Here is a 20,348-nt window from a genome sequence, read left to right as displayed (position 1 = left end):
ACATCTTTATTCCAGCTTTCTTATGGTAAAATCAGTTATTAAAAACTCCTACTTATTCTAACATTCCATAAAGAAAAGAGCAACCAGTCATTCCAGGATATATGAGATTAAACACTTACCATTTCCAAAACTTTTCTTAAATCACATGTTAAAGCCCGTTGAATTTATGGCATGGAAAATGCTCCCTCCCAGGCAAACAAGCTTTATTATTTCACTTGTCAGCCTGGAAAGGAGCATATCAGAATCCGGCAATAACATCATTTCTGCTTCTTATTCAAAAGGGAAACGATACTGGGTGAGTCCCAATTCATCCCTGATTTTAATAAGCTCTTTCTGTACTGCCTCATTGATCGGCACTCCGCTGTTTTTACGCTCCAGCCATACCAGGTATTCCTTCTCACCTGCCGTATAAATGCGGTCTTCTCCAGGTGCTTTGACAGAGCCGCGAAGATCCCGGAGAATATCGCCGCAGGTCTTTTTAAAGGAATCCAGGCCCATAAAGGCTTCCGTATCAATGGCAATAAAGAAGTGGCCTAAGTGGAAGGGAACCTTTTCTCCTTCTTCTCCAATGCCGGTTAAGGCTCTTAAGAAATTTCCCTGCTGCAAAGCAGCGGAAAGAATTTCAACCACAGTGGCATAGCCGTATCCCTTGTAGCCTGCCAGTTCTTCACCGATTCCGCCCAGAGGTGCAAGGGCCGCTTTACCTGTATTCAAGTCAGCGAGGATCTGGTCTGAATCCGTCTGGGGCTGCCCGTCCCGCCCGATTACCATACCGGAAGGAGTGGATTTGCCGATACGGGAATAGTATTCGATTTTGCCTCTTTGGGTAATGGAAGTAGCACAGTCCAGCACAAAGGGGAATTCCTCATCAGTAGGCATTCCAAAGGTAAGAGGATTGGTTCCCAGCATGTTTTCCACACCAAAGGTAGGAGCAATGGAAGGCCTTGCGTTGGTTCCTGTAATACCGATACACCCTGCCTGGGAAGCCATGGTCGCATAGTAGCCTGCAATGCCGTAGTGGGTGGAATTGCGGGCAACCACCATGCCCATGCCGTATTCTTTGGCCTTCTCAATGGCCATATTCATGGATTTTACACCGATTACCTGACCCATGCCGTCGTGTCCGTCCACAACCGCCGTAGTTTTTGTTTCCTTTACTACTTCAAAATTTGTGACCGGATTCTGGATTCCCGCTTTGATGCGGTCCAGATATATGGGCTTAAAACGATTGACTCCATGAGATTCAATTCCCCGCTTGTCAGACTCCAGCAATACATCTGCACAGATTTTCGCGTCTTCTTCCGGAATCCCATACCCCTTGAACGCCTCCACCACAAAATCTGTAATTGTCTTCCAATCCACAATGTTTGTTTTGCTTCCCATAAAATACCTCCTGTATTTTTAATATTTATTTAAAGCATTGGCTCCCGTAAGACAAAAACCTCTGCCCCCGACCTTTTATATTTATAATTTATCATAAAACAGAGAAGAGTGGAATCATTGACAAATATTAAACACATTTTGTAAGTAAAAAAAACGGACCGGTATTTCTTACTTTCATAATTCATTCTTTACTTTCCTATTCTTCTTTTTTCGATTGGATTTTCCTATAATGAGTCAAGCGGATATTGGCAATCCGCTTGACACTTGATTTGGCTAAAAAATAAAAAGGAGAAGGAGATTTTTTATGGCAAACTATGTAATGGCATTGGATGCGGGCACAACAAGTAACCGGTGTATTCTGTTCAATGAAAAAGGGGAAATCTGCAGTGTTGCTCAAAAGGAATTCACCCAGTATTTTCCAAAACCAGGCTGGGTAGAGCACGATGCAAATGAGATTTGGTCCACGCAATTGGGGGTTGCAGTGGAAGCCATGTCCAAAATAGGAGCTTCTGCAGAAGATATTTCTGCAATCGGCATTACCAACCAGAGGGAAACCACGATTGTATGGGATAAAGAAACAGGTGATCCCGTCTATCACGCAATCGTATGGCAATGCCGCAGAACTTCTGAATACTGTGACTCCTTAAAAGAAAAGGGGTTGGTCGGCACCTTCCGTTCCAAAACCGGCCTGGTCATTGACGCTTATTTTTCCGCTACAAAATTAAAATGGATCCTGGACAACGTAGAGGGAGTAAGAGAACGGGCCGAAAGAGGAGAACTCCTATTCGGAACCGTAGAAACATGGCTGATCTGGAAGCTGACAAAAGGACGGGTTCACGTAACCGATTACTCCAACGCTTCCCGGACCATGATGTTTAATATCAATACCTTAGAGTGGGACAATGACATCCTTTCAGAACTTGACATTCCAGGTTCCCTGCTTCCCCAGGTAAAGCCTTCAAGCTGTATATACGGAGAATCGGAATCTCAATTCTTTGGCGGCCCTATTCCGGTCAGCGGCGCTGCTGGGGACCAGCAGGCAGCACTTTTCGGGCAGACCTGCTTTACCCCCGGTGAAGCTAAAAATACATATGGAACCGGATGCTTCTTGCTGATGAATACAGGAGAAAAGCCTGTTTTCTCCAGCAACGGCCTGGTGACTACCATTGCCTGGGGGCTGGATGGAAAAGTTGAATATGCCCTGGAGGGCTCCATCTTTGTAGCAGGAGCCGCAGTCCAGTGGCTTCGGGATGAACTGAAATTCATTGATTCCGCTCAGGATTCCGAATATATGGCCCGCAAGGTAAAGGACACCAACGGATGTTACGTCGTTCCTGCTTTTACAGGACTGGGAGCTCCCCACTGGGATCAGTACGCCAGAGGCACTGTGGTGGGAATTACCCGGGGAGTAAACAAGTACCACATCATCCGAGCCACCTTAGATTCCCTGGCCTATCAGGTAAATGACGTGCTCCAGGCAATGAGGTCGGATTCCGGAATCAAGCTGGCATCACTTAAGGTTGACGGAGGCGCCAGTGCCAACAATTATCTCATGCAGACACAGGCAGATATCATAAACGCACCTGTAAACCGTCCTCAATGCGTGGAGACTACTGCTATGGGAGCTGCCTATCTGGCAGGTCTGGCAGTGGGATATTGGGCAAATAAGGAAGAGGTCATAAAGAACTGGGCCATTGACAGAACCTTTGAACCTGGTATCAGCGGGGAAGAACGGGCAAAAAGAATCAGCGGCTGGAACAGGGCTGTGAAATATTCCTTTGATTGGGCAAAAGAAAATTAAAAAATGAATTAAAAGATTTGGGGAGGAAATGTATGTTAATATATTTAGCAGAATTCTTAGGAACTATGATTATGATTTTGCTTGGAGAAGGCGTGGTCGCCAATGTTAACCTGGATAAGACCGGTATGAAGGGAGCTGGCCCCGTCCAGATCACCATTGCATGGGGGCTGGCTGTTATGATTCCCGCATTTATCTTTGGAGCAGCTTCCGGTTCTCATTTTAATCCGGCTATTACCATTGCCCTGGCTGCAGACGGAAGCCTTCCATGGGACCTTGTTCCGGGATATGTGACCGCACAGTTTGCGGGAGCATTTGCCGGTGCTGTCCTGGTTTATTTACTGTTTAAAGATCAGTTTGACGCAACGGAAAACCAGGCCACTAAATTGGGAGTGTTCTGCACTTCGCCTGCGATTCCCAACAAAGCCCGCAACCTTTTAAGCGAAACCATCGGGACCTTTGTCCTGGTATTTGCCATTAAAGGCATCGGACAGGCAGGAGATGTTCCTGCGGGAGTCAATAACCTTCTGGTGTTTGGAATCATCGTTTCCATCGGTATGTCCCTTGGAGGCTTAACCGGATACGCCATCAATCCTGCCAGAGACTTAGGCCCCCGCCTTGCTCACGCAGTTCTTCCCATCAAGGATAAAGGCAGTTCCAACTGGAGCTATGCTCCTATTGTGATTTTCGGCCCCCTGGCCGGCGCCCTTGCTGCAGTTCTTCTCTACAGCGCAATCCCCTGGGCATAACTTTTCCTTACAATCCTGCAAAAGTGACCATTAAAAAACAGGAAAGCGCCGGAACACTTACACAGTGTTTCCGGCGCTTTTCTCACTCTGCCAGGCTGTCTTCTTCCATTATGTAGTGATAGACAACACCAGGCCTTCCTCCTGTATTATAATCAATGTCACTGACTACCCTCTGTTTTTCCAGCAGATAGTTCATGTACCTTCTGACCGTCACACTGGACAGCTGGACAGCTTTGGCGATTTTTTCGCTTGTCATTGGATTTGGCTGGTGCATTTTCATATAATCCAATATGCTGTTTAAAGTAGCTTCCTGGATTCCCTTGCTGCCTTCTTCTGCCTGGAGCAGAGAAGAAAAGTGAAAAAGCTTATCCAGCTGGGACTGGGAGAAATTGCGGGGCTTCAGCAGTTCCTGGTTTTTTGTGAACTTTTCCAAAGCATGGTTAAATCTGGTATATTCAAATGGTTTTATCAGATAATCAATAATTCCAAGAGAAAGAAACTTCTTCACATGCTTCACATCATTGACGGAACTTACTACTATGACATCCAGATCCTTCTCCTGTCTCCGAATCTCCCGTAAAAGTTCCATTCCATCCATTTTCGGCATATACAGTTCCGTAATGGCCAAATCCACGGAATGCCCCTCCAGATAGTTAAGAGCATCCTGTCCGTTGGAAAAACAACCACACACTTCCATATCTTTGTTTAATTCCACATAGTGGCGATTAATAGAAGCAACGATAGGGTCATCTTCTATGATGATTGTTTGATACATGATTTTTAACCCCCCTGTAAAATAATGGTATCAAATAAGATCCCTTTTTTCTGCCCACAAAAAAAAGCGCACCCAAAAGACAACCTTTTAGTTGTCCCACTGTGCTCTCTCTTTCTCTCCGGACCGATATAAAACTATTATAACATACCATTTCCGCTATTTCAATAACCAATCCGGCCGAAGATCATATCCTGCAATCCCTTTGGTATTTACTCCCGGCTGTATTTGCATATCCTTCATTCATCCTATATAATGGAATGCACTGGCAAAACATAAACAGGAGGCCAAACAATGACTATAAGACCGGTAAGAACAGACGATTCCCGAAATTTTTTAGATATGCTGAAACAACTTGATAAGGAAACAAGCTTTATGATGCTTGAGCCAGGTGAACGGACCACCACGGTTGAGGACATGGAAGCAAATATCAGAAGCACAGTCACTTCCGGCTCCCTGACATTGATCCTTGAGGATGAGGAACGCATTGCAGGCTTTTTATCCGCCTCAAGAGGTTCTGCGGCCAGAATCAGGCACAGGGCTTATATTGTGATCGGGATATTAAAGGATTACAGAGGAATGGGATTGGGAGAAAAGCTTTTTGAAGAGCTGGAAAAATGGGCGCAGGAACATCATGTCACAAGACTGGAATTAACGGTAATGACCCATAATGAAGCAGCAATACACTTATATGAGAAAATGGGATTTCAGATCGAAGGGACAAAGAAAAAATCCCTGCTGGTAAACGGGATCTATGTTGATGAATACTATATGGGCAGAATCCTTTAAATGCCCATAAATATACAGCGCCCTGGTCACTATAAAGTCACCGGGGCGCTGTAGTGTTAAAGCACCTTGCTTAAAAACAGCTTCAGTCTGTCATTTTGAGGGTTGGTAAAGAATTCATTCGGTTCGTTTTCCTCCAGGAAATAACCGCCGTCCATAAACATGACCCGGGTCGCCACTTCTTTGGCAAAGCCCATTTCATGAGTGACCACCACCATGGTCATCCGTTCCTCGGCCAGTCCCCGCATAACATTCAACACCTCTCCTACCATCTCAGGATCAAGAGCTGAAGTTGGTTCGTCAAACAGCATCACATCCGGATTCATGCACAGGGCACGGACAATGGCAATTCGCTGCTTCTGACCTCCGGAAAGCTGATTTGGATAGGATTCCGCCCGGTCGGCAAGACCTACTTTATGAAGCAGTTCCAAGGCCTGGGTCTCCGCCTCCTGCTTACTGCGCCCCTGAAGCTTCATGGGAGCAAGGGTTAAATTCTTCAAAATGGTCATGTGGGGAAATAAATTAAACTGCTGGAATACCATACCCATTTTCTGACGGTGCTTATCAATGTCTGTCTTCCTGTCCACAATGTCCACGCCTTCAAACAGGATATGTCCCCCTGTAGGCTCCTCCAGACGGTTTAAGCAGCGGAGAAACGTACTTTTTCCGGAACCGGAAGGCCCGATGACACATACCACATCTCCTTTATAAATATCAACGGATATGTCCTTAAGCACTTCTGTGTCGCCAAATTTCTTACCCAGATTCTGTACCTGAATCAGGGGATCTTCCATTCTATTAATGCTCACTTCTGTGCAGCCTCCTCTCCAGCAATTTTACGAGATATGAAAATACCATAACCATAACCAGATAAATAACGGCCACTGCAATCAGAGGCATGAACGCAGAATAGGTACGGCTTTTGATGATATCGCCGCCCTTTGTCAAATCCTGCAGCCCTATGTATCCTGCCACAGAGGTCTCTTTTAACAGAACAATGAACTCATTGGCAAGAGTAGGAACTACATTTTTAAAGGCCTGAGGCATGATGATGAACCACATGGTCTGGGCGTAATTAAAGCCCAGGCTGCGGCCCGCCTCAAACTGCCCTTTTTCTATGGAACTGATTCCGCTCCGGAAGATTTCCGCCACATAGGCGCCAGAGTTGATTCCAAATGCCAGGATGGCCGTAGGCACCTGACCCGGATCAGTGGATGCAAAAATGACAAAATACATGATCATAAGCTGCACCACCACCGGCGTACCGCGGATCACCGTCAGGTAAACGCTGCAAACCCCATTTAATATTTTCAGCTTGCCGGTATTTTCATAGGTTGAACGTATGATCGCAACCAGAAATCCCAGTAAAATACCGATCAAAACTGCAAAAAATGTGATCTTCAACGTGTTTTGCAAACCGCCGGTAATGTATTTCCAACGGTCATCCACGATAAAATTCTGATAAAAATCATCTCTTAGCTTTTCCAACATGGCACTCATCCTTTTTCTTATTCCGCGGTGATGTATTTATCTACGATCTTCTTTAATTCACCGGATTCCTTTAATTCCTTGATGGCTCCGTTCATCTTCTCTAACAGCTCTGCGTTGCCTTTTTTAATAGCAATGGCATACTCTTCTTCAGTAAATGCCTCATCAAGGATCACTAAGCCTGTATTTTCCTTAACAAACACCTTTGCAGGCTCACGGTCAATGATAACCGCATCAATCTTACCCTGGGTAAGCGCCATAACTGCTTCCATTCCTTTATTAAAACGCTGGATGTCCGCACTCTCAATATCCTCCGCATAAATATCTCCGGTAGTACCGGTCTGTACGCCGATCTTCTTTCCGGTCAAATCATCCGGTGTCTTGATCTCGCTGCCTTCTTTTACAATGATGACCTGGGCTGCTTCTGCATAGGTATCGGTAAAATCAACGTTTTTCTTACGGTCTTCATTGACGGTCATACCGGCTGCAGCAAAGTCTGCTTTACCGGACTGAACAGCCGGGATCAGGGAATCAAAGGCCATGTCCTGAATTTCCAGCTCCACACCCATCTTGTCAGCGATTGCCTTTGCAATATCCGCATCAATTCCAACGATCTGGTTATTATCATGATATTCATAGGGCGGAAATTCCGCGTTGGTCACCATGACCAGCTTTCCGGCAGCTTCATCCTGGCCTGCTGCAGTTGTCTCTGTCTTTGTTCCGGAACCGGCACAGGCAGTTAATAACGCTGCCATACATACAACCCCCGCGATTGCGATTACATTCTTTTTCATAATGATTCCTCCTCTTATATACACAAACATGCATAATTATTGAATAAAGTATCAGTTATACATTATATAGCATTTTCGGAATTAATCAAGTACTTAATAAGAAGAAGATTCTTATTTTTCCCAAGTATTTTCATTTATCTTGCATGTTTTCAGGCAATCCTATATAATATGGCTTAATTGGAAGCATGAAAGAAAGGTCAGTATTGATTTATGAAGGATTTCATTGTAAAAACAGCGTGGCCCATGAATCCGCCGGCCCCTTATTCTCTGTTCCACATCATATTTATTGCCATAGGACTTGCCGCTGTGGTTTTTCTGGCTTATTACACCACCAGAAAAATAAACAGTTCCAGGCTTCCCCGGCTGCTTTTCTTCTGCGGCCTCCTTCTTGCTGCCACCGAATGCTGGAAACAGCTTTTTTTATATTATGTGGTAAACGAACAGACCTACAACTGGTGGTATTTTCCATTTCAGCTGTGCAGCCTTCCCATGTATTTCTGCCTAATCCTGCCTCTGGTCCCTTCTAGGGACGGCCAAAGAGTTCTCTGCACCTTTATGCAGGATTTTAACCTTTTAGGAGGCGTCATGGCGCTGGCAGAACCTTCAGGACTGTTTCATCCTTACTGGTTTTTAACCCTTCACGGCCTGGTCTGGCACCTGCTTTTGATTTATATAGGGCTGGCGATTGCATTCTCCCGGCTTTCCGATACTTCGCTTTTTGGATTTGTGCGGACGCTTCCCCTGTTTTTCGTCTGCTGTATCATTGCTTCTATTATTAACCGGACAGCAAAGCCTTTGGGTCAGGCGGATATGTTCTATATTTCGCCTTATTACCCGTCGGCCCAGATCGTTTTTCATGAAATTGCGTTAAAGTACGGAATATCCGCAGGAAATGCAGTCTATCTGTTTGCAACCTGTCTGGGAGGATTCCTGTTTCACATAATATTCAGTAAATTTCGCTTACTCTCCGCCAGGACCGAAGCTTAGGCAGCAATTCAATCAATACCATGATTTCAGGAGGAACATAGCATGTCAGATACAACATCGAAAAGAGTGGAAGAAGCATTTAACAAACATGCAAAAGGATATAATTGTGCACAGGCTGTCTCCTGTGTTTTCTGTGATAAAACAGGAATTGACGAAGAAACCATGTTTCGCTTTACGGAGGGCATGGGCCTTGGTATGGGCGGCATGGAAGGTACCTGCGGTGCCATCGGGGCTGCTGCCGTGCTTTCCGGGCTAAAGAACAGCTCTGCCCGCCTTCATAAGCCGGATTCCAAACGGACCTCCTATGAATCGTCTAAAAAATGCCTGTCAGATTTTAAGGAACAGAACGGAAGCGTGATCTGCAAGGATTTAAAGGGTGTGGAAACCGGAAATATCCTCCGCTCCTGCGATGACTGCATCGCAGATGCCGTAAGGATCATTGAACGGGAATTATTTAATGAAGAATAAGCTGACCATGGAGAAATCTCCAATAAGCTTAACAGAGCCTATTGGAGATTTTTATTTTTTATTTTTCTTCTTCAATTGGCTGCTTTCTGGCAGTCTTTACATCTGAAAGGAATGTCTTCCATGCATCCTCGTGAGCCACAAAATACCTTGGACAGTCCTTTCCCGTGGCATCGTAATGCCTGATCACATCTTTTTCCGTCAGGCCCAGGTTCCTGCACAGCCAGGCAGTCAGGTTTACCAGAGAATCATAGGTAGCATCGTTAAATTTTCCTGTCTCATCGGGATGGCAGCATTCAATGGAAACCGTATCCACATTTTTTTCCTTTGATGTGGAATAGGCCATTTCATAAATGGGTATCCCCTGAAGAACCTCCCCCTCCAGCCCTATGATAAAATGGCTGCTGGCGGAGATTTTCTTAATCCCTTTCTGATCCTGGAGGCTGTTGAAATAATTCATGTTCTGTTTGGCTGTGGTCCCTGGATTGGCCACATAATGAATCACTATTTCATTGACCCGGTTCATTTCCGTTGTTGGTCTTGAAAAAGGATTGGGGTCAAGAAAATCCTGTTGGACCCATTCCGGCATGGAAATCTTCTTTAAATCCACATAATTTCTTGCAAACAACAGGCTCATGATCCATATGATCCCCGCTAAAACAACGGACAGCGCAAGAACCCAGGCCCCTATGTAAAGCATCCGCTTTCTTTTCTGCTTCTTTTTCAGCTTCCTCCGCCGGTCTCTGGCACGGCGGCGGCGTTCCAGTTCGTCACGGCTTTCCATTCCCTGATTTTTCATGTCTTAACTCCTGATTTTCCATTTCCTTAAGTTTACGTCTTTTTTTATGGAAAAGTCAACCTAAAACATGGTATTTATCTCATGCGTTTAAGCCTTATGACCCATTTTCACAGTCTCACACACATCCCGGAGCACCCGGTGAAGCTCCCCCTGTACCGTTTCATCGCACAGGACTACGATTTTATCTCCTGCAGTAAACTTTGTCTCCCCTCTTGGAACAAACTCAGCCTCTCCCCGCATTAACGATATCAGCAGGCAGGTCCTGGGCCACCTGATTTCAGAAACCTTACGGCCCTCAGCCTCGCTTCCATGAAAAATCATGCCTTCCACCAGAACCTTTTCTCCTGTAAGGGATGACTCTTTCCCCGGGTTCAGCCTTGAAAGAAGGCGGTGAAGAAGCTGGTCGTATACCGGTGCACAATGAACCAGATCCGGAACCACATAGGCTGCCAGGGACACCATGGACAAGGTCAGCAAATGGGAAAAGGAGCCGGTCATCTCACTGATCAGAATAATGCCGGTAATAGGCGCCCGGACTATAGCAGAAAAATATCCGGCCATTCCTAAAATAATAAAGTTATCCAAAAGCCCGTCTAACGAATGGGACACCATTCCGACCGCAGTGAAATAAATGCTTCCGATCACAGCTCCAAGCACCAAAAGCGGAAGAAAGATTCCTCCCGGAGCGCCCGAACCAAAGCTTATCATGGAAAAACCGAATTTCAAAACCAGGAGCAGGCATAGAGACCCAAACATCATCTCCCCTGAAGTCAAAACCTCCACCAGGGAATGACCGCCGCCCAATACATAGGGATAGATAAGACCGAACACTCCGGCTGATAAAAACGGAATCATAAGCCTTGTGTTCTGACTGGGGATCTTCCGGTATAAATCCTGTGTCCCTGAAAGGCAGGTGTTATATACCACGCCCATCCCTCCCATGATCAGGCCTAAAAGGATGACATGGCCATAAGTATGCAATGGCATCATCCGTGTGATCTGGAAGTCAAAAACAGGCTGCATTCCAAAGACATTTTTGGATACAAAATCGGCAGTGATGGAGGAAGCCATGGTGGACAGCAGCACCTCTGGTGAGAAATGTTTATGAACCTCTTCCAGGGAAAAGAGAACTCCTGCAATAGGGGCATTAAAAGCAGCCGAAAGCCCTGCGCTGGCTCCGCAGGTGATAAGCAGCTTTTCCTCTGTCTTGGCCCTTTTTGTCAGCCGTGAGAATCCCTTGGCAGCCATGGAGCCCAGCTGAATGCTTGGGCCTTCCCTTCCCAGGGAAAGGCCGCACCCCAATGACAGCAAACCGCCGCCCAGCTTGGCTGCAAGAACCTTCCACCAGCAGGGATCCAGTTCCCCGATCATCTCCCCTTCCACCTGGGGAATTCCGCTTCCTGATATAAAAGCCTCCCATTTAAGCAAAAGGGCCACAGCAAATGCCGCGGCTGCCAAAAAAATAAACCATACCGGTATAAACCAGATATGATCCTTTCCGTAATCCAAAACAGAGTTCAGAATTTTATCCGCATAGCTTAACAGATACCGGAAAAGCACAACAACCGCTCCTGATATGGCCCCTATGACAATGCCTTCCAGTATTAATGCATAGCGAAAACTGCGGTAACGGTTTATGGTTTTCTTTACCGTGTGGCCTTCAGTCTCCATAATATTACCTCCTTTAAGTCAAATACCATGTTATTCATTTACAAGTAATCCCTTGCAAACAATATAAGATTATATTCCCTTAAAATCCTGTTTGCAAGGAAAAACCGCATTTTTTATAAAATAAACCGGTCCCCGCTTTCTATTTTAAGAAGCTGGGACCGGTTTATTGATTTTATTTGTATCTGGTTTTCAAGCTGCATGGCCCACTAGTTCTTCAGGAGAAACAGCCGTATTATAGCAAATAATTTCTACCTGTTTTCCAATGCCGATAATCATAATACCCATCAGTGACTTTCCGTCAATAACCAGTTGATTATAAACAACTTTAACATCACAGTTACACTTTTCTGCCCTTACCACAAATGCAACCAATTCTTCTACTGTAGAAAACGTGTGTTTTAAGTGTCTCACCTTAAGCACCCCTTTGCCATGATCCTAATTATTTTATCTCTTTTTTTAACAAAAAACAAACGAGCATTCCAGAAAAAATAAGTACTTTTTCATATACATTCCTATTATTTCCATAGTACAAAAGCTTATACGGGAAAAAACAAAAATTTTACTAAAAGTACTACCCAAAACTGTACTTTTCGTGTATAATTGTATCGTTCGTCTTTTCTTAAGAGCGAAGTATCAGATAAATTGGTGCAAAGGCTGGATTTCTGTGGTTTTTATGCGTTTGCTCCGAAACTGAATAATTATTAAATGGAAGCGTATCGAAGTGGTCATAACGAGCCGCACTCGAAATGCGGTTGTCCGCAAGGGCACGTGGGTTCGAATCCCACCGCTTCCGCTATGAGCCTGTTTGCGGTCAATGTTCGCAGCAGGCTCTTTTCTTTTTCTGCGCCCCTTTGGGGCATTTTTAGTATGCCTGTAAAAACGCCTGGCCCTGAGTCTTAGCCTCTTGTTCTTTAATTACTAATAGGTTCAGCCGTACTATATCAATCAGAACTTTTCTCTACGCAACATGAAAATCAAAATAGGTATTCGGGTACGGTTCGTTAATCAGTACATAATGCCACCATTCAAAGCGATATGCTTTAAACCCGCTGCTTTCCATGATGCAGCGCAGGCGCTCACGGTTCCGGGCCTCCATATCCCCAATTCCTTTTGCCGCATGGTGGGAACGCTCGTCCATAAAGTCGAAGCTGCTTCCCATGGGAACAAGGGTATCCGTATCCAGGTGGTAAAGGGTAAGATCCACCGCACTTCCGCGGCTATGGCTGGAATGTGATGCCACATATCCCTTTGCAATCATCTCGCCTCGCTTAATATTCGGATAATATCTTTCTTTTGTGAGGTGATCCTCCGGCTGTGCGGCCCAGTGAAGAAAACAGTCCACCGCACATTTTGGCCGGTACCCATCCCATAACAGCAAACCGTACCCAAGCGCCGCCGCCCGGCTTTTGGCTTCCCGCAGCGCCTGTCCTACGGCCTGAGTTACTACGATGCGGTTTACTTCATATCCGTCTACCGGTTTTCCTGTGAAATTATCCCATGTGGCATACTTGGCATCCCAGCGGACGCCCTGCAGAATTTCATCCAAAAAAACAAATCCCTTTTCCATGGTAGTCACCTCTTTTGCGCCAATTCGATCAGGCGGTCAATCAATTGGGGAAGCGTGATGCCTGCGGCAGCCATCATACGGGGATAGCGGCTGTAGGATGTGAATCCTGGCAGGGTATTGACCTCGTTCAGCACAATGCGGCCATCCTCCTGTAAAAACAGATCAACACGGGCAAGACCTCTGCAGCCCAGTGCCCCATATATTTTTTTCGCAGTTTCCCGTATCCGTTCCCGAACCTCTGGCGGAAGGTCTGCGGGTACGGTGAGCATCGCGTTTTCAGAACCTTTTTCCGGCTGAGCTTCCTGATGAATGCGAAAAATACCGTGCCGCAGCCTGATTTGATCCACCTCGCCGACAATCAGCCGGGAACCCTCTCCCAATACGGCACAGCCGGCCTCACAGCCCAAAACAGCCTGCTCAACTAAGATTTTTGTGTCATATTGTCCCGCCGCTTCAATTGCAGCATCCAATTCCTCTGCATTATTAACTTTATTCACGCCAAATGATGACCCTGACCGCGCGGGCTTCACAAAAACCGGATAGGAAAACTTATCTGCTGCCGGCCTGTCGTTTTTACGAATCATCTGGAATTCAGGAACAGGGATTCCCGCGTTTTTCACAAGGATGTACGCCAGTGATTTGTCCATACAAACCGCGGAGCTTTGAATATCACAGCCCACATAGGGGAGGCCGGATAATTCAAACAGGCCCTGTATTGACCCATCCTCCCCCCACTTGCCGTGCAAAACCGGAAATACCACATCAACAGGTTGAATTTCATATTTATGGTTTCTGTTCACTATCAGCCCATGCATTTCTTTATCCGGTGAGAGTATGGCACTGCAGCAGCTGAGTTCTTCCCATTCTGTGCACGGTTTTTCGCACAGCTTCCATGCACCGGATTTTGTAATTCCAATGTATATGGGCTGGTATTTTTCAGTGTCAATGTTTGCGGCAATCTCCATTGCGGATTTTACCGACACATCATGTTCCTCGGAGCAGCCACCAAACAGGATTGCAACTTTTATTTTATTCATCTTTCAGGCTCCTTTCAAAACTTAAACAGTTCTTCATTGTATTGTCAACCGTTTCACGCAGCATCCCTTGGGTATAGTAAGCCGTGTGAGGTGTGATTATTACATTTGGCATCCTTTGCAGCTGCTGCAAAAATGGATGATTGATTGGTTTTAGTGAGCAATCGGAGTAAAAGATTTCCTCCTCTCCCTCCAATACATCCAAGGCCGCCCCTCCCAGCATTCCGCTTTTCAATGCCTCCACCAGCGCACCGGTATCTATAAGCGCGCCACGCCCCGTGTTGATCAGAACCGCGCCCCGCTTCATTTTCCTAATTTGATCACGACCGATAATATGGCGCGTATCCTCGCCCAGCGGTACATGAAGTGTGACAATATCGCTGCTGCTCAGCAGCTCATAAAGTGAAACATAGTTTCCCTCTGTTCTTTGGTTGGAATCATAAGCCAGCACATAACAGCCAAAGCCCTGCAGCCGTTCCATCACCGCTTTCCCAATACGGCCCGTCCCAAGAACACCTACGGTCATGTCCCGCAGCTCCTTTCCCCGAATGCTGTTCAGGCTGAAATCCTGTTTTTCCACAGAATGTATGGTGGATTTTGCGTTCCGTGCTGCCATCAGCATCAGCATCAAGGTATAATCCGCAACGCTGTCCGGCGAATACGCCACGGTGCCCACAGAGATGCCCATTCTCCCGGCGGCCTTTATGTCAATATGATTGCAGCCGATGCTTCGGGTTGAAATATACTTCACTCCTGCGTCTCTCAGCGCAAGAATAACGGATTCGGAAACCTCGGACTTGTGTCCCACGCTGACGCATTGATTGCCGGCAGCTAATCTTGCGTTGGTTTCTGATACCGCATCACTTACCATGGTGGGGGTGATACAGAGAGCAGGCGACAGCCGGCGGAACATCTCCGCTTCATCCGGCTCGCAGCCATAAACAGTTATGCCAAAATTTTCAGTCATCTTTTTGCCTCCTGAATTTCCACGTTTTCCGGAAGGGGGTAGCAGATTTTACATTTGTTTGTATAAAGCAGCTTTTGGCCTGTTACTTTCCCGGTATCCGCGTCAATTTCTGCTCTTTCAACTTTTGCGTATTCATAAATCCCTCCGCTTTCACGGCAATACTGGGTGCTGCCGTTTACAACTCGGTACAGCACTTGGGGCCGCTTATCAACAAGCACCATGCCGACGATATTTTCATCATCAAACGTCACTGAAATTTGATAGGTGCATTTGGTATCATTCCTTGCCTTAAGATCAAGCCATCCCTCAGAGATCGTTGCGTCCACCCCTTTGATTTCGTCACTGTTGGGTTCCGGAAACTCCTTGACCTTATGTCCGCTCCGCTCAACGACCGTCAGAGGCGTGTGAAGAAACATCCAAAACAACAAATTGCTCATTTGACACATTCCACCGCCCGGCCTGGTGGTGAGCTTGCCGTTTATCACCGTAAGTCCGTCTTTATAGGGAATATGCTTGTCCCCATTGCGTACAAGCCTCCAAAAAGAAAAAGTGTCACCCGGCCGGATCAAAATGCCGTTTAATGTATTTGCCGCCAGCTTTAGGTTAAATACCTTGTTTTCTTGAAATACCATATCAAATCCGGTATTGCTGTTGTATAATGCACAACCTGCTTTAAAGAGTACATAAGGAAGCTGATTGTTATCAATGATTTCCGTATAATGACAGTTGTCATATTGCATTCTGGCATAAAAGCACATCTTTCGCTGCATCTCCCTGACAGGCAACAGGAAAGGAAATATTTGCGTCACTCTTTTTCTGCTCACAAGAGCACCTCCTTGCTTAATTCATAAATCCCACCGCTCTCATAGGATCACTCAACACTGCTGTTTGTAACTCTGTGCAGCACTCAGGCCTTTTGTCCATGGCAAATCGCCTTTCAGTCTTGGGTATTCAAGTATTCTTCAAGGCAAAGGTTTTGCTCATACATTTCTGTGGCGGCCGCAATACCAACATAACGGTAATGCCACGGCTCGTTGCTGACTCCAGTGAGTTCCGTTTTATCGGGCGGATAGCGGCGGATAAAGCCGAAACGATAGGCGTTTTCGTTCAGCCACCCGTAAACTTCATTTCCAGAAGAATGAATACCGTCTGCATTAATGTCCACCGCAATTCCGAGCTGATGTTCGCTCGTCCCAGGAACAGCCACCCAGGCCTCCGCCTCCTTTTGGGCCTTTGCAGGGGAATAACCCTCCGCCTCATAAACGGCGATTTTTTCATTCATGATTTTTTGCTGTTTTTCCGTTGTTCTGTATCCGGATGCGACAATGGGATAAACTCCATCTGCCCTTGCGGCATCAAACATTTTTTGGAGTGCAGGGTAAATCCGGATATCAACGGATTCCCCATTCCACAGCCGCTTTAGTTCTACGTCGTATCCGGCGGGGATGGGATTCCACTTGTTTACCAGAATAAGGCTCCACTCCGCTTCATCTAAAACTTCTTTTGCTGTACCGCCGGACATTTCATCCGGCTTCACATTCGCACTGCTCTCGATTAACAGAGGGGGGTCAAGCAAGGAATTTGTATCACGTGCAGGAAGTTGTCTGTTCCATAGCAAACCAGCGGCAGCTGCCAGAACGATAAGGAACCCACATGAGACAAACGGCCTTTTATGATACCGCTTCGCCCGACGTTTATGACGACTCAGCTTACGTTCATCTGCTTTTTTTCCCATTTGCAAAAAAGCCTCCTTTCAAAGATACAAATACCTATGTGTGCCACGATTGCTATTATGGCAAACCCATCTGTATTTCCCCTGTAGCCAGCCTGTAATTTGTCTGTAGCGGTGAGAAAAAAGACCGGCAGGGATAACCCTGCCGGTCTAAGCGATGGATTGTTTTATTTGGTAAGAGTGTCTTGCTTTTCTGTCCTCAAATTCATTTTCTCCTTATGGCAGCTCATGCTTTTGGCAAGTCCATCCAAAACAGAACTCCATCCGGGGTATTTTCTAAAGCAAAATTGATGTTCATGGCTTCCAGTGTTTTCCGCACAATGGTCAGTCCCAGGCCGCTCCGTCCAATTTCCCGGCTCCGCGCCTTATCCACGCGGTAGAACGGGTCAAACAGCTTCGGCAGAACCCCATCGTCAATCCTCGCTCCAGTATTCATTACGCAAAGGCGGAATTGCTCTGCTGCCTGTTCGCCCCATATCCGAACCTCGCCCCCTTTGGGCGTATTCTGCACCGCATTCAATATGATATTGGAAATTGCCTTTTGAAACATTTTAGGATCTATAAGGCAGTTAATTCCGGCAGGAATATCCGTAATGATACGCAAGTCGTTTGCTTCCGATATAAGCTGATAGTCAGGCAGCATACCCAAAACCGTATCTCCGATATTCAGTTTTTCAGGAACAGGCGCAATTTTCCCATTGTTCAGACTTACGATTTCAAGTATTTCTGAAATCGTTTTGCCCTGTACGTCCATCATTCTCACACACTCGCGAAGATATTTGGGGCGGTCTTTGTAATCGCCTATATTTTCAAGCATCCCCTCTAACAAGACACTTGTAGCCGCGATAGGCGTTTTCAGCTCATGAGAAGCTGCCGAAAAGAAATACCGCTGCGTTTCTTCCAACTCACGTACACGCAAGATTTCATTTTCCAATTGGGATATGGTCTCTTTCAGTTTTTCGTACATGAAATAAATGTCATGAGCCAATACACCAAGTTCGTCTTTACGCTCTACCGGCGGCGGGACTTCTTCAAGATTTGCCATTCTCCCGGCGCTGTTTACAAGCTGCCTGATTGGTTTGGTAATTTGCTTCGCAAAAACGTATGCGCAAAAAAGGCTGAGCGCAAGCATCACAGCAAATACAGCAAATACTCTAATAGCTAAATCACGATAAAGAGATTCTAATCCCGTCCTGTTTTGTGCAATAACGGAGAAGTCCGTATCCTTATGCACAACAAAGAAAAAGTCGCCGCGAAAATTGTCTGATGTATTAGCGTTTGGTGTGGCATATATGGGATCGCCTTTATTATCCACAACGAGGAATACAAACGACTGGTTGTTTTCATGAAAGCGTTGTCCCATTGAAGCAATGTCATTGGTATTGCCTGTCTGAATCCGTTTTACCAAAGGTTGATATGAAGCTACTATTTGACGGTTCTGCAATGTTCTGTAGAACAACATAAATTGCCCCGAAAACAGTACTGCCATCACGCTGACAAGCAGCAATACGGCAATTACCGTGTAGGTAAATACTTTAATGAAAATCCCATGCTTTATCATTCAGACTTCCCCTCCAACCGGTACCCCACGCCACGAACTGTTTTGATAATATTCTCCGGCAGCTTTGCCCGCAGATTTTTGATATGAGTGTGCACGGTACTGCCGTCACCATCAAAGTCATATCCCCACACGCGGGATAATATGATTTCGTGAGACAGAGTTCGGCCCTTGTTCTGAATCAGCAGCAAAAGAAGTTCAAATTCTTTGCGTGTCAATGGCAGTTCCTGACCATCATAGCTTGCCCCAAAATTCTCCGGAAGGAGAATCAGATTACCATAGCGGACTTCTTTTTCCAGCGCACCGCTGCGCCGGAGCAGAGACTCCACCCGTTTGAGCAAAAGCTGAATTTTGAACGGTTTCGTCACATAGTCATCCGCTTCTGCGTCAAAAGCCATAATTTGATTTTCGTCATCAGAAAGCGCAGTCATCATCAGAACGGGCGTATTACTTAGCTTGCGCAGCTCCCGCAAAAGCTCATGCCCATCCATACCGGGCAGCATAATGTCGAGAATAACAAGCTGATATATATTGTCATAGAATTTCCCATACGCTTCGTTCCCATCTGAGCAGGCGTCTACTTTATATCCGGCTTCGGATAAAAAGGTTTTGACGGTATTGCATATATGCTCGTCATCCTCGACAAGCAGGATTCGTATAGACATAAATACATTCCTCCGCAAAAAGGATAACACAGCAATCTGTATTTTTCCTGTAGTTTTAAGATTTTGTCCGTTCAGATTTCATTCGTCCGTCAGAAGCACTCCCGGCAATTTGGGGAACAGCCCATATGGACATCTCCATTGCTGACATTATTATATACGCTCAAACAAATAATATCAAATCGTCAAAGCTATTATTAATAACCTGTTATCATCGTGGAGAATGGGTGGCTGCATCTTTCATTCCGTTTTGTCCTTCACCCTATACCCCACCTTGCGAACTGTTTTGATAATATTCTCAGGCAGCTTTGACCGCAGGTTTCTGATGTGGGAATGCAAAGTGCTTCTGTCACCGTTAAAATCATAGCCCCACACTCGGGACAGGATAATTTCATGAGATACGGTCCTGCCTCTGTTCTGTACCAAAAGCAAAAGAATTTCAAATTCTTTGTAAGTGAAGATCAGCTCTTGGTTATCGTAGAATGCTTTAAAGTCCTCCGGCAGAAGCGTCAGTCTGCCGCAGCGAACTTCTTTTGCCAATGTGCCGCTTCGCCGGAGCAAGGCTTCCACACGTTTCAGCAGAAGCTGAATCTTAAACGGTTTTGTCACATAATCATCCGCCTCCCCGTCAAACGCCTTGATTTGATTCTCATCATCAGAAAGCCCAGTCATCATCAGAATAGGGGTATTGTTAATCTTGCGAAACTCTCTTAAAAGCACATGCCCGTTTATTCCCGGCAGCATGATATCGAGAATGACAAGCTGATAGGTGTTGTCATAAAACCTGGCGTACGCTTCGTCACCGTCCAGGCAGGCGTCCACTTGATATCCCGCTTCATATAAAAAAGCTTTGACAATGCTGCAGATATGCTCATCGTCCTCGACAAGCAGAATTCGTATCGACATAAATGTATCCTCCCCTAACAAGATAACACAGCAATCTGTAGTTCCTCTGTAGTTTCTAAATTATTTCCATTCATATTTTAACCGAATCAAGCAAATAGAGGAGCGGATTGCGAATATCCGCTTGACTTTTTTGTCCCGGACTTTCGGCCGCAGTCCTTGGACGGGGATCTCAAATAAAAACCATTATATTATCTATTTTCATATCCGTTAAAACTGCTCGTCCCTTCATT

Annotated in this window: 21 protein-coding genes and 1 tRNA gene; 6 read left to right on the top strand and 16 right to left on the bottom strand. The window is 45.8% G+C overall.

Annotated elements, in window-relative coordinates:
- Window positions 1-270 precede the first annotated feature (270 nt).
- Window positions 271-1,383 (bottom strand): Ldh family oxidoreductase, encoded by a 1,113-nt coding sequence (locus K401_RS0116995; RefSeq protein ID WP_024294072.1) that lies wholly within the window; start codon window positions 1,381-1,383, stop codon window positions 271-273.
- Window positions 1,384-1,687: 304 nt separating this feature from the next.
- Between K401_RS0116995 and glpK the strand changes: the two genes are divergently transcribed.
- The gene (glpK, locus tag K401_RS0116985) at window positions 1,688-3,184 is read left to right on the top strand and encodes a glycerol kinase GlpK (protein WP_024294071.1); all 1,497 of its coding nucleotides are present in this window, start codon (window positions 1,688-1,690) and stop codon (window positions 3,182-3,184) included.
- Window positions 3,185-3,216: 32 nt separating this feature from the next.
- On the top strand, window positions 3,217-3,930 hold the full coding sequence (locus tag K401_RS0116980; protein WP_024294070.1) for an MIP/aquaporin family protein: 714 nt from the start codon (window positions 3,217-3,219) through the stop codon (window positions 3,928-3,930).
- A gap of 82 nt (window positions 3,931-4,012) precedes the next feature.
- On the opposite strand, the gene K401_RS0116975 is transcribed toward K401_RS0116980, so the two are convergent.
- Complete coding sequence (locus K401_RS0116975; protein ID WP_024294069.1) at window positions 4,013-4,705, bottom strand: response regulator; 693 nt, start codon at window positions 4,703-4,705, stop codon at window positions 4,013-4,015.
- A gap of 291 nt (window positions 4,706-4,996) precedes the next feature.
- On the opposite strand from K401_RS0116975, the gene K401_RS0116970 reads away from it, so the two are divergent.
- A complete protein-coding gene (locus K401_RS0116970) occupies window positions 4,997-5,491 on the top strand; it encodes a GNAT family N-acetyltransferase (RefSeq protein WP_024294068.1) in 495 nt (164 codons plus the stop codon).
- Between the two features lie 56 nt (window positions 5,492-5,547).
- Here K401_RS0116970 and K401_RS0116965 read toward each other — a convergent pair whose 3' ends face one another.
- Genes K401_RS0116965 through K401_RS0116955 form a run of 3 tightly spaced genes read right to left on the bottom strand, consistent with a single transcriptional unit; the run spans window position 5,548 to window position 7,770 of the window.
- Entirely contained in the window at window positions 5,548-6,282 is a 735-nt protein-coding gene (locus K401_RS0116965) for an amino acid ABC transporter ATP-binding protein (protein ID WP_029694877.1), read from the bottom strand.
- Window positions 6,283-6,286: 4 nt separating this feature from the next.
- Entirely contained in the window at window positions 6,287-6,979 is a 693-nt protein-coding gene (locus K401_RS0116960; protein ID WP_024294066.1) for an amino acid ABC transporter permease, read from the bottom strand.
- Between the two features lie 17 nt (window positions 6,980-6,996).
- Window positions 6,997-7,770: a basic amino acid ABC transporter substrate-binding protein gene (locus tag K401_RS0116955; protein WP_024294065.1), complete on the bottom strand. Its 774-nt coding sequence runs from the start codon at window positions 7,768-7,770 to the stop codon at window positions 6,997-6,999.
- A 210-nt stretch (window positions 7,771-7,980) separates the two neighbouring features.
- Here K401_RS0116955 and K401_RS0116950 point away from each other — a divergent pair, with 210 nt between their 5' ends.
- On the top strand, window positions 7,981-8,757 hold the full coding sequence (locus tag K401_RS0116950) for a TMEM164 family acyltransferase (RefSeq protein ID WP_024294064.1): 777 nt from the start codon (window positions 7,981-7,983) through the stop codon (window positions 8,755-8,757).
- Between the two features lie 42 nt (window positions 8,758-8,799).
- A complete protein-coding gene (locus K401_RS0116945; RefSeq protein WP_024294063.1) occupies window positions 8,800-9,225 on the top strand; it encodes a C-GCAxxG-C-C family protein in 426 nt (141 codons plus the stop codon).
- Between the two features lie 58 nt (window positions 9,226-9,283).
- Here K401_RS0116945 and K401_RS0116940 read toward each other — a convergent pair whose 3' ends face one another.
- From K401_RS0116940 to K401_RS0116930, 3 genes are all read right to left on the bottom strand, one after another.
- Complete coding sequence (locus K401_RS0116940; protein ID WP_029694878.1) at window positions 9,284-10,021, bottom strand: peptidoglycan recognition protein family protein; 738 nt, start codon at window positions 10,019-10,021, stop codon at window positions 9,284-9,286.
- 87 nt (window positions 10,022-10,108) lie between these two features.
- The gene (locus tag K401_RS0116935; RefSeq protein ID WP_024294061.1) at window positions 10,109-11,692 is read right to left on the bottom strand and encodes a ClC family H(+)/Cl(-) exchange transporter; all 1,584 of its coding nucleotides are present in this window, start codon (window positions 11,690-11,692) and stop codon (window positions 10,109-10,111) included.
- Window positions 11,693-11,881: 189 nt separating this feature from the next.
- Window positions 11,882-12,103 (bottom strand): HPr family phosphocarrier protein, encoded by a 222-nt coding sequence (locus tag K401_RS0116930; RefSeq protein ID WP_024294060.1) that lies wholly within the window; start codon window positions 12,101-12,103, stop codon window positions 11,882-11,884.
- A 296-nt stretch (window positions 12,104-12,399) separates the two neighbouring features.
- Between K401_RS0116930 and K401_RS0116925 the strand changes: the two genes are divergently transcribed.
- Window positions 12,400-12,485: transfer RNA gene (locus K401_RS0116925), tRNA-Ser, on the top strand.
- 165 nt (window positions 12,486-12,650) lie between these two features.
- On the opposite strand, the gene vanX is transcribed toward K401_RS0116925, so the two are convergent.
- From vanX to K401_RS0116885, 8 genes are all read right to left on the bottom strand, one after another.
- A complete protein-coding gene (gene vanX / locus K401_RS0116920; RefSeq protein WP_024294059.1) occupies window positions 12,651-13,259 on the bottom strand; it encodes a D-Ala-D-Ala dipeptidase VanX in 609 nt (202 codons plus the stop codon).
- Between the two features lie 5 nt (window positions 13,260-13,264).
- Entirely contained in the window at window positions 13,265-14,296 is a 1,032-nt protein-coding gene (gene vanA, locus K401_RS0116915; protein ID WP_024294058.1) for a D-alanine--(R)-lactate ligase, read from the bottom strand.
- On the bottom strand, window positions 14,289-15,260 hold the full coding sequence (gene vanH / locus K401_RS0116910; RefSeq protein ID WP_024294057.1) for a D-lactate dehydrogenase VanH: 972 nt from the start codon (window positions 15,258-15,260) through the stop codon (window positions 14,289-14,291). Before vanH ends, vanA begins: the two co-directional genes overlap by 8 nt.
- A complete protein-coding gene (vanW, locus tag K401_RS0116905) occupies window positions 15,257-16,084 on the bottom strand; it encodes a glycopeptide resistance accessory protein VanW (RefSeq protein ID WP_034620199.1) in 828 nt (275 codons plus the stop codon). The genes vanH and vanW overlap by 4 nt, the downstream gene beginning before the upstream one ends.
- A gap of 113 nt (window positions 16,085-16,197) precedes the next feature.
- Entirely contained in the window at window positions 16,198-16,995 is a 798-nt protein-coding gene (locus K401_RS0116900; RefSeq protein ID WP_051464052.1) for a M15 family metallopeptidase, read from the bottom strand.
- A 223-nt stretch (window positions 16,996-17,218) separates the two neighbouring features.
- Window positions 17,219-18,553 carry a sensor histidine kinase gene (locus tag K401_RS0116895; protein ID WP_024294054.1) on the bottom strand — a complete coding sequence of 445 codons (1,335 nt, stop codon included), beginning with the start codon at window positions 18,551-18,553 and terminating at the stop codon, window positions 17,219-17,221.
- Window positions 18,550-19,215: a response regulator transcription factor gene (locus K401_RS0116890; RefSeq protein WP_024294053.1), complete on the bottom strand. Its 666-nt coding sequence runs from the start codon at window positions 19,213-19,215 to the stop codon at window positions 18,550-18,552. The genes K401_RS0116895 and K401_RS0116890 overlap by 4 nt, the downstream gene beginning before the upstream one ends.
- A gap of 237 nt (window positions 19,216-19,452) precedes the next feature.
- Window positions 19,453-20,118: a response regulator transcription factor gene (locus K401_RS0116885; protein ID WP_024294052.1), complete on the bottom strand. Its 666-nt coding sequence runs from the start codon at window positions 20,116-20,118 to the stop codon at window positions 19,453-19,455.
- Between the last annotated feature and the right edge of the window lie 230 nt (window positions 20,119-20,348).

The organism is Lacrimispora indolis DSM 755 (assembly GCF_000526995.1).
Taxonomy (GTDB): Bacteria; Bacillota; Clostridia; order Lachnospirales; family Lachnospiraceae; genus Lacrimispora; species Lacrimispora indolis.
This window is presented reverse-complemented; position numbering and strand designations above follow the sequence as displayed.

Coding starts and splice junctions, on each gene's coding strand:
- K401_RS0116995 (WP_024294072.1), bottom strand. CDS start 1,383: ATGGGAAGCAAAACAAACATTGTGGATTGGAAGACAATTACAGATTTT.
- glpK (WP_024294071.1), top strand. CDS start 1,688: ATGGCAAACTATGTAATGGCATTGGATGCGGGCACAACAAGTAACCGG.
- K401_RS0116980 (WP_024294070.1), top strand. CDS start 3,217: ATGTTAATATATTTAGCAGAATTCTTAGGAACTATGATTATGATTTTG.
- K401_RS0116975 (WP_024294069.1), bottom strand. CDS start 4,705: ATGTATCAAACAATCATCATAGAAGATGACCCTATCGTTGCTTCTATT.
- K401_RS0116970 (WP_024294068.1), top strand. CDS start 4,997: ATGACTATAAGACCGGTAAGAACAGACGATTCCCGAAATTTTTTAGAT.
- K401_RS0116965 (WP_029694877.1), bottom strand. CDS start 6,282: ATGGAAGATCCCCTGATTCAGGTACAGAATCTGGGTAAGAAATTTGGC.
- K401_RS0116960 (WP_024294066.1), bottom strand. CDS start 6,979: ATGTTGGAAAAGCTAAGAGATGATTTTTATCAGAATTTTATCGTGGAT.
- K401_RS0116955 (WP_024294065.1), bottom strand. CDS start 7,770: ATGAAAAAGAATGTAATCGCAATCGCGGGGGTTGTATGTATGGCAGCG.
- K401_RS0116950 (WP_024294064.1), top strand. CDS start 7,981: ATGAAGGATTTCATTGTAAAAACAGCGTGGCCCATGAATCCGCCGGCC.
- K401_RS0116945 (WP_024294063.1), top strand. CDS start 8,800: ATGTCAGATACAACATCGAAAAGAGTGGAAGAAGCATTTAACAAACAT.
- K401_RS0116940 (WP_029694878.1), bottom strand. CDS start 10,021: ATGAAAAATCAGGGAATGGAAAGCCGTGACGAACTGGAACGCCGCCGC.
- K401_RS0116935 (WP_024294061.1), bottom strand. CDS start 11,692: ATGGAGACTGAAGGCCACACGGTAAAGAAAACCATAAACCGTTACCGC.
- vanX (WP_024294059.1), bottom strand. CDS start 13,259: ATGGAAAAGGGATTTGTTTTTTTGGATGAAATTCTGCAGGGCGTCCGC.
- vanA (WP_024294058.1), bottom strand. CDS start 14,296: ATGAATAAAATAAAAGTTGCAATCCTGTTTGGTGGCTGCTCCGAGGAA.
- vanH (WP_024294057.1), bottom strand. CDS start 15,260: ATGACTGAAAATTTTGGCATAACTGTTTATGGCTGCGAGCCGGATGAA.
- K401_RS0116900 (WP_051464052.1), bottom strand. CDS start 16,995: ATGGGAAAAAAAGCAGATGAACGTAAGCTGAGTCGTCATAAACGTCGG.
- K401_RS0116895 (WP_024294054.1), bottom strand. CDS start 18,553: ATGATAAAGCATGGGATTTTCATTAAAGTATTTACCTACACGGTAATT.
- K401_RS0116890 (WP_024294053.1), bottom strand. CDS start 19,215: ATGTCTATACGAATCCTGCTTGTCGAGGATGACGAGCATATATGCAAT.
- K401_RS0116885 (WP_024294052.1), bottom strand. CDS start 20,118: ATGTCGATACGAATTCTGCTTGTCGAGGACGATGAGCATATCTGCAGC.